The organism is Corallococcus sp. CA047B (assembly GCF_003612065.1).
GTDB lineage: Bacteria > Myxococcota > Myxococcia > Myxococcales > Myxococcaceae > Corallococcus > Corallococcus praedator.
This window is the reverse complement of sequence record NZ_RAWD01000109.1, coordinates 20,738-27,076: the sequence shown is the minus strand read 5'-3', so window position 1 is coordinate 27,076 and position 6,339 is coordinate 20,738. Positions and strand designations below refer to the sequence as shown.

Here is a 6,339-nt window from a genome sequence, read left to right as displayed (position 1 = left end):
CCTCCCCCCTGCCGGGCCCATGCCCCCCGCGCTTCATGGGACCGAATCATGACGGGTCCGTCTGACTTCCGACGGCCCACCCCGCCTTCCGGGTGGATTGAGACTCCAGACCCATTGCCCCGGTGACGCGCGGCGCGCACTTCCTGAAGAAACGGGAGCCCTGGCGCACCCCGCCTTCACGCACGGCGGGGGCTTGCGTCAGTGTTGGAAGACCCGGCTGAAGGCCAGGACGATCTCCAGGATGATCAACGCGACGATCATCACCTCCAGGATGTGGGAGCGGTCGATGTCCACCTCGCCCTTGAGCAGGCCATACGTCTGGGCCAGGAGCTGCTGCTTGCGCGTGACGGAGCCCTGCCACGCGGGGATGCGCATGCGGCGCACGGCGCCCTCGTAGACCTTGGCCAGGTAGAAGTCGCCGATGATCTTCAGGCTGTTCTCCACCCGCTCCACGAACTCATTGAGGTCCACCAGCGTGCCCAGCGTCTCGCGCGCGAGGTTGCGGTAGGGGCTGCGGAACAGCGTCAACCAGCCCCGCTTGCGCGCCTGCACCTCGTCGTGGATGCGGGCGATGTGTTCGTCCAAGCGCTCGTCGTAGTAGCGGAACTCCAACAACTGCGCGTTGGCGATCTCCAACAGGTCCGGGATGTCGCGCGAACCGGACGGCTCGTAGACGAACGCGCTGTTCCAGTCCACGACGACCAGGTCGTTGACGGTGTAGCTGAAGCGCACCTGGGTGACGGCCTCGCGTTCGCGTGGGGCCAGGTCCAGGGTGCCCACTTCGCCCAGCAGCAACCGGGCGATGTCCGCGCGCTGGAACAGCTCCTCCGCGGTCGGGTTGCCCTGGATGCGCTCGGCGAGGATGACGGTGTAGCTCTCGCTCTGGTCCCACAGGTGCGGCCCCTGCACGGCCGAGGCGATGGTGCGCCTCACGCCCTCCACCAGCTCCCGCGCCAGGTCCTCCAGCGCCTGGCTGTCATAGAGCTCGTCGGCGACGTCGGTGAGCTTCTCCCAGGTGGTGCCGGGCGTCACCGGCACGCGCAGGATGATGGACGCGGCGCCGTGGTCGAACAGGCGCGCGGTGGCGTCCACCGTGACGGGACCGCCGCGCATGGCCAGCGCCTTGCGGCCCAGCTCATAGGCCACGGGGGGATTGGGAAGCTGGATGTACTGGCTGTTCTCACGCGACAGCTTCAGGCGGCGCGAGTCCTCCGACAGCGCCTTGCGCGCGCGCTCCAGGTCGATCTCCTCCGCGATGTCGAACGTGCGGTAGCAGAGGATGTGGGCCTGTTCGAAGAGCAGCGGGAGTTCCGTGGACACGGACATGGTGCACCCAAGCCTACTCTTCGACGTCCTCCCACAGGACGCGAAGTTCCAGTGCGAGCGCCTCGAAGGGCTCCGCCCGGACGACCTCTTCCTCCTCATGGGTTGCCAGCAGGAGGTAGTGCGGCCCCTCCAGGCGGAAGACCTCCAGGGTTCGCGCGAGCGGGTCCACCAACCAGACGTGTTTCACGCCCTCCCGCGCATAGGCCGGCAGCTTCCGGACCCGATCCAGGCGGGCCGTGGAGGGCGACAACACTTCACACAGCCAGTCCGGCGCCATCTTGATGCCCACGACATTGGGCAGCTTCGGCAGGCGCCCCCTGCGCCACCCCACGACGTCCGGCACCAGGACATCCCCACCCAGGTGCAACTCTGGTTTGAAGATGAAGCGCCATCCGCCCGGTCCACCCCTGCCACGAGCGAAGGGCAGGTACAGTTCGCCTGCGAGGTGGAGTGACACGGTGCCGTGCGACGCCGCAGGTCCGGGCGTCGCGTACAGCTCCCCGGCGACAATCTCTCCCACCACATGGGGTGAGAGCGCTTCGAGGTCGGAGTAGGTCGCGGGCTTTCGGGTCATCTCGGAGGCAGCCAATCCATCAGGTAGGGCCATGCGCGGACACTCCCATGGCCCTCTGACACGCGTCCCACCGGAGGCCCCCTGGCGACAGGCGTCCGGATGTTTCACGGGCGGCTCAAGTCAGTCCCCACCGCCCTCCGGCAGGGTGATGCCAATGCCACCGGGCCCCCGCGCGTCATCTGGCAGATTGCCAATATGCCCGGGCGTGGGAACGGGGCGGTCCCCGGCCTGACGCTTGTTCTTCTGTTCATCCTCCGGAAGCTGCGGTTCCTTCCGGGGGCTTTCGTGCTCGCCCATGGGAGACTCCTTCGCGTGGTGAGAGGGTTTACCTCTCCCAAGCTAGGGAGCCCGCGCCACGTCCGGCACCCCGCCGCCCCCTGTCCGCGGAGCATGCAGGGGGCCAGGAGCCCTATGCCGGGCCCCGGGGCCGTGAGGGCGGCGCCAGGGTCGTGCGCACGTCCCACAGCTCCGGGAAGAAGCGCAGGTCCAGTGCCTTGCGCAGGAAGCCCACGCCGGACGAACCGCCCGTGCCCTGCTTGAACCCGATGATGCGCATCACCGTCATCATGTGCCGGTAGCGCCAGAGCTGGAACCGCTCCTCGGTGTCCACCAGCTTCTCGCACATCTCATACGCATCCCAGTGCTTCTCCGTGTCCTGGTAGATGCGCCGGAACACCTCCATCACCTGGGGGCTCTTCTCATACGGCAGACGCCAGTCGCGCTCCACGTGGCTGGCCGGAATGTCATGGCCCTTGCGCGCCAGGTGGCGCAGGAATTCGTCGTAGATGCCCGGCGACTCCAACAGCCGCTCCAGCTCCGCGTGAACGTGCGGCACGTGCTGGAAGGGCCCCAGGGTGCTGGCGTCCTTGTTGCCCAGAAGGAACTCCAGCGCCCGGTACTGCGCGCTCTGGAAGCCCGACGCGTGACCCAACGTGTCGCGGAACTCCAGGTACTCGTTGGGCGTCAGCGTCTCCAGCACGCTCCACTGCTCGAAGAGCATCCGCTGGATGTGCGCGACGCGCGCGAAGATCTTGAAGGACGGCTCCAGCCGGTCCGCCTGGATGTAGCGGATGCAGGCGGACAGCTCATGGATGAGCAACTTCATCCACAGCTCGCTCGTCTGGTGCTGGACAATGAACAACAACTCGTCGTGGTGGGGAGGCTGGGAGCGGGGCACCTGTGCGGACAACAACCGGTCCAGCTGCAGATAGTCACCGTAGGTCGTCCGGCCCGCGAGGTCCGTGACGATTCCAGGCTCCAGGTCGCGTTTGTTCATGGCCCGGGCATTCATGCGCACCAACCCCCTCGCGGCGCAAGCACATCCTCCGCGCGGATAAACCTCCCACGCTCCCGTTCGGGAGTGTGGTTCACCTACCTCTGCCCGGGCCGGGGCAACGTACTGCTTAAGCGTTCTTCTGAGCGGCTTCTGCCAGCGCCTTGGAGGCGGCGCGGCCACGGGGCAGCTTGATGTCCTCCACGCTGTTCGGGTTCGCGTAGTCGCTCCAAGCCTCCGGGCGACGGTTGGTCTTCTCCAGCATCCGCAGCTTCTGGTAGTGCGCCGCGCAGTAGCCCTTGGTGCGGCTGGGCTTGCCGCAGCCCTTGATGGCGCACTCACGCGCGCCGCCGTCCGCCGCCGGCTTGCGGCCGCGACGCTTGCCACCCACCGAGGCCGCCGCCACGGGCGCGCTCACCGCCGAGCGGGCCGGACGGCCCACGGGGCGACGCCCCACCTTGCTGGCCGCGGGCGCCTGCGCGCCGAAGAGCGGACCCACCACCTGCGCCAGGGGCGCCAGACGCTCGGCGACGCTGCGAAGCGCATCCAGGTCCGCCGTGCCCGCCTCCAGACGAGACACCACGTCGCGCAGGGGCTTGAGCTGGACTTCAATCTCGTTGCGAATCATCTCGCGGAACGCCTTGTCAACTGACATTTCGAACAATCCTCGGTTTAGGGGGGAGCATTGCCTTGAGCGTGAACCGGCACGCCGGACTATCAATACCTCCCAGAAAGGCAATTGTCGAAGGAAGCGATAAAAAGTTGTGACGGGAGTGCGTATCACCGGCGTCAGCGGGCCGGAAAACGGGCCCGGCCGGCGCTTTCACGCGGGTCCTTAGGCATCCCAATGCAGGGCTTCCAACAACGCACCCTGCCCCGGGGCGGGGGTGCGTTGCGAGCGCTCCAGCAGTTCCTCACACGTGAGGGCGAGGTCGTGTTCCAGGGTCTCCAGTTCCTCGGAGTCCAGGGCGGTGGTCAGTCTGGGCAGCAACAAATGCTCCGTGGCCTGCACATGCGCGACCAGCAAGTCCTGCAGGGTGAACAATCGCGCCTGCCAGTCCTCGCCGCGTGGCGTCAGCTCCTGCAATTCCTCCATCAGCTCGCGCAGGGTGAGGTGGTCCTCGGCCTCCTCGCGGGCCCGGACGCGGCCCTCCACGCGCGCCACCAGCGGGTAGACGTGGCGTTCCTCCAGGCGGGAATGCAGGCGCAGCAGGCGGGAGAGGTCCTCCTGCCGCGACAGCAGCTCCTCCGTGTCCGGCTCCATGTCCAGCCGGTCCAGCAAGGCTTCCAGCGCCCGGTGTTGCTCCACGAGGATGTCGAAGGACCCCGCCATGGCCCAAGCATCAGCACGCCCCTGGAGGCAGACAACCGCACCGGTCCCTCGCGGACCCACGGCCGTGAAAGCCAGCCTGCTGGCAGCCAATTCCCAGTTGCCGGGGCGCTGACACTTCCCGGGGAAACGCCGATGACAGCGGCTTGAGCCCCTGCCCGGCCGGTTGCCCCGGCGCTGCGCGAGGGCGGGGGAGGCTCCATCTTGGCTCCACCGTGGAAAACCCACTCACCCGTGTCCGTCAGGCCGTCTTCCAATTCGCGGAAGCCGGCGCCGCGCTCTCCGCGCGCTATCACCGCGCCCGTCTGATGGGTGCCGAACACCTGCCCCGCTCAGGCCCCCTGCTGCTCGTGGGCAACCATGGTGTCTGGGGATACGAAACCCCGGCCTTCTTCCACCTGCTACATGCCGCTACAGGACGCTATCCCCTGGGGCTCGCGGAGCGGGGTTTCTTCAAGATTCCCCTCGTGCGCACGGTGCTGCCGTGGCTGGGCGGGGTGGAGGGCACGCCGGAGAACGCGCTGCGCTCGCTGGGGGAGGGCCAGCTGGTGGTGTGCTACCCGGGGGGCGCGCGGGAGACCTTCAAACGCAGCCAGGGCCGCTACCGCCTGCGCTGGGAACGCACGCTGGGGTTCGTCCGGCTGGCCATGAAGGCCGGGGTGCCGGTGGTGCCCTTCGCCGGCTTCGGCGTGGATGACACCTTCTTCTGGCCTCCGGGCGAGGACCGGCTGGGCTGGCGACTGGCCCAGGAGGAGAAGTACCGCGTGCCGCTGGTGATGGGTTTGGGGCCCTTGCCGCTGCCCGTGCAGCTCACCTTCGCCGTGGGGGAGCCCCACGAGCCCCCGCCGACGGGGGCGTCGGAGTCGCGCATCCAGGCCTTCCGTGACAGGGTGGCCGCCAGCGTCCGCCGCCTGCTATTGAGGGCCTGCCATGCTTGATGCCGCCTCCGCCGGGCCCCCCCGGCCTCGCACGCCGCCCCTGGTGCCGGATGTGGAAGACATCCAGCGGGGATATGACCAACTCCTGTGCGAGGAGCGCAGCGTCCGGGGCACGCCGGTGCGGCTGTTCACCTTCCCGCGCGGCAGCACGGATGTGTCACGCACGGTGGTGTGTCTTCCGGGCCTGGGTGCCAGCGGGCGGTCCTTCGCGCCCATGGAGCCGCTGTCGCAAGCGTACCGGCTGCTCTTGTGGACGCCGCCGCTCAAGACGCCCGCGACCCATACGCCGTTGCAGTGGAACCTGTCGGTGCTCAACCACCCGGAGGCCCTGCTGCCGGAGCGCTTCGCGCTGCTGGGGTCCTCCTACGGCAGCCTGGTGTCCATCGCGTATGCGCTGGAGCACCCGGAGCGGGTGAAGGCGCTGGTGCTGGTGTCGCCGGTGGCCAGCGTGCACCGGGTGCGGCGGCTGGCGCTGACGCTGTCCACGCTGGTGCGGGCGCCCCGGCCCCTGGCGTATGTCTTCGCGCCCACCGTGGCGCGGGTGCTGGGAGGCCGGTGGCTGCCCGCGGAGGGACGGGCGGAGATCGTCCGCGAGGCCCGGCGGCTGTCGTCGATGGAGCTGCTCCGGAGGCTGCGCGACATCCTGGCCGCGGACTTCCTGCACCGGCTGGGGGAGCTGCGGGTGCCCACGCTCATCATCGAGGGCGGACGCGACCTGCTGGTGCCTCCGTCGGCGGCGAGGAACGTGGCGGCGCACGTGCCCGGCGCGCGGATGGAGTTTCTTCCGACGGCCAGTCACCTGCCGTACATGAGCCATCCGGAAGCGTTCAATGCCCGCGTGTCGGACTTCCTCGCGCGGCACCCGGACTGAGCAGTCGTTATCTCTTCATGCGGGAGA

Annotated in this window: 8 protein-coding genes; 2 read left to right on the top strand and 6 right to left on the bottom strand. The window is 68.5% G+C overall.

The window, feature by feature from the left end; translation table 11 throughout:
• Positions 1–198: 198 nt before the first annotated feature.
• From D7X74_RS18490 to D7X74_RS18470, 6 genes are all read right to left on the bottom strand, one after another.
• Positions 199–1,326 (bottom strand): hypothetical protein, encoded by a 1,128-nt coding sequence (locus D7X74_RS18490; RefSeq protein ID WP_120534288.1) that lies wholly within the window; start codon positions 1,324–1,326, stop codon positions 199–201.
• A 13-nt stretch (positions 1,327–1,339) separates the two neighbouring features.
• Positions 1,340–1,900, bottom strand: coding sequence for a Uma2 family endonuclease (locus D7X74_RS18485; protein ID WP_120534287.1), 561 nt, complete (start codon positions 1,898–1,900; stop codon positions 1,340–1,342).
• A gap of 120 nt (positions 1,901–2,020) precedes the next feature.
• Positions 2,021–2,197, bottom strand: coding sequence for a hypothetical protein (locus D7X74_RS43045; RefSeq protein ID WP_158620380.1), 177 nt, complete (start codon positions 2,195–2,197; stop codon positions 2,021–2,023).
• A 112-nt stretch (positions 2,198–2,309) separates the two neighbouring features.
• A complete protein-coding gene (locus D7X74_RS18480) occupies positions 2,310–3,176 on the bottom strand; it encodes a tryptophan 2,3-dioxygenase (protein ID WP_120534286.1) in 867 nt (288 codons plus the stop codon).
• A 127-nt stretch (positions 3,177–3,303) separates the two neighbouring features.
• A complete protein-coding gene (locus D7X74_RS18475) occupies positions 3,304–3,828 on the bottom strand; it encodes a cell wall protein (protein WP_120534285.1) in 525 nt (174 codons plus the stop codon).
• Between the two features lie 180 nt (positions 3,829–4,008).
• A complete protein-coding gene (locus D7X74_RS18470; protein ID WP_120534284.1) occupies positions 4,009–4,506 on the bottom strand; it encodes a hemerythrin domain-containing protein in 498 nt (165 codons plus the stop codon).
• Between the two features lie 212 nt (positions 4,507–4,718).
• Between D7X74_RS18470 and D7X74_RS18465 the strand changes: the two genes are divergently transcribed.
• Together D7X74_RS18465 and D7X74_RS18460 are read left to right on the top strand one after the other, a co-directional pair.
• Positions 4,719–5,441 (top strand): lysophospholipid acyltransferase family protein, encoded by a 723-nt coding sequence (locus D7X74_RS18465; RefSeq protein ID WP_120534283.1) that lies wholly within the window; start codon positions 4,719–4,721, stop codon positions 5,439–5,441.
• Positions 5,434–6,312, top strand: a complete 879-nt coding sequence (locus tag D7X74_RS18460; protein ID WP_120534282.1) for an alpha/beta fold hydrolase — start codon at positions 5,434–5,436, stop codon at positions 6,310–6,312. Before D7X74_RS18465 ends, D7X74_RS18460 begins: the two co-directional genes overlap by 8 nt.
• Positions 6,313–6,339 lie beyond the last annotated feature (27 nt).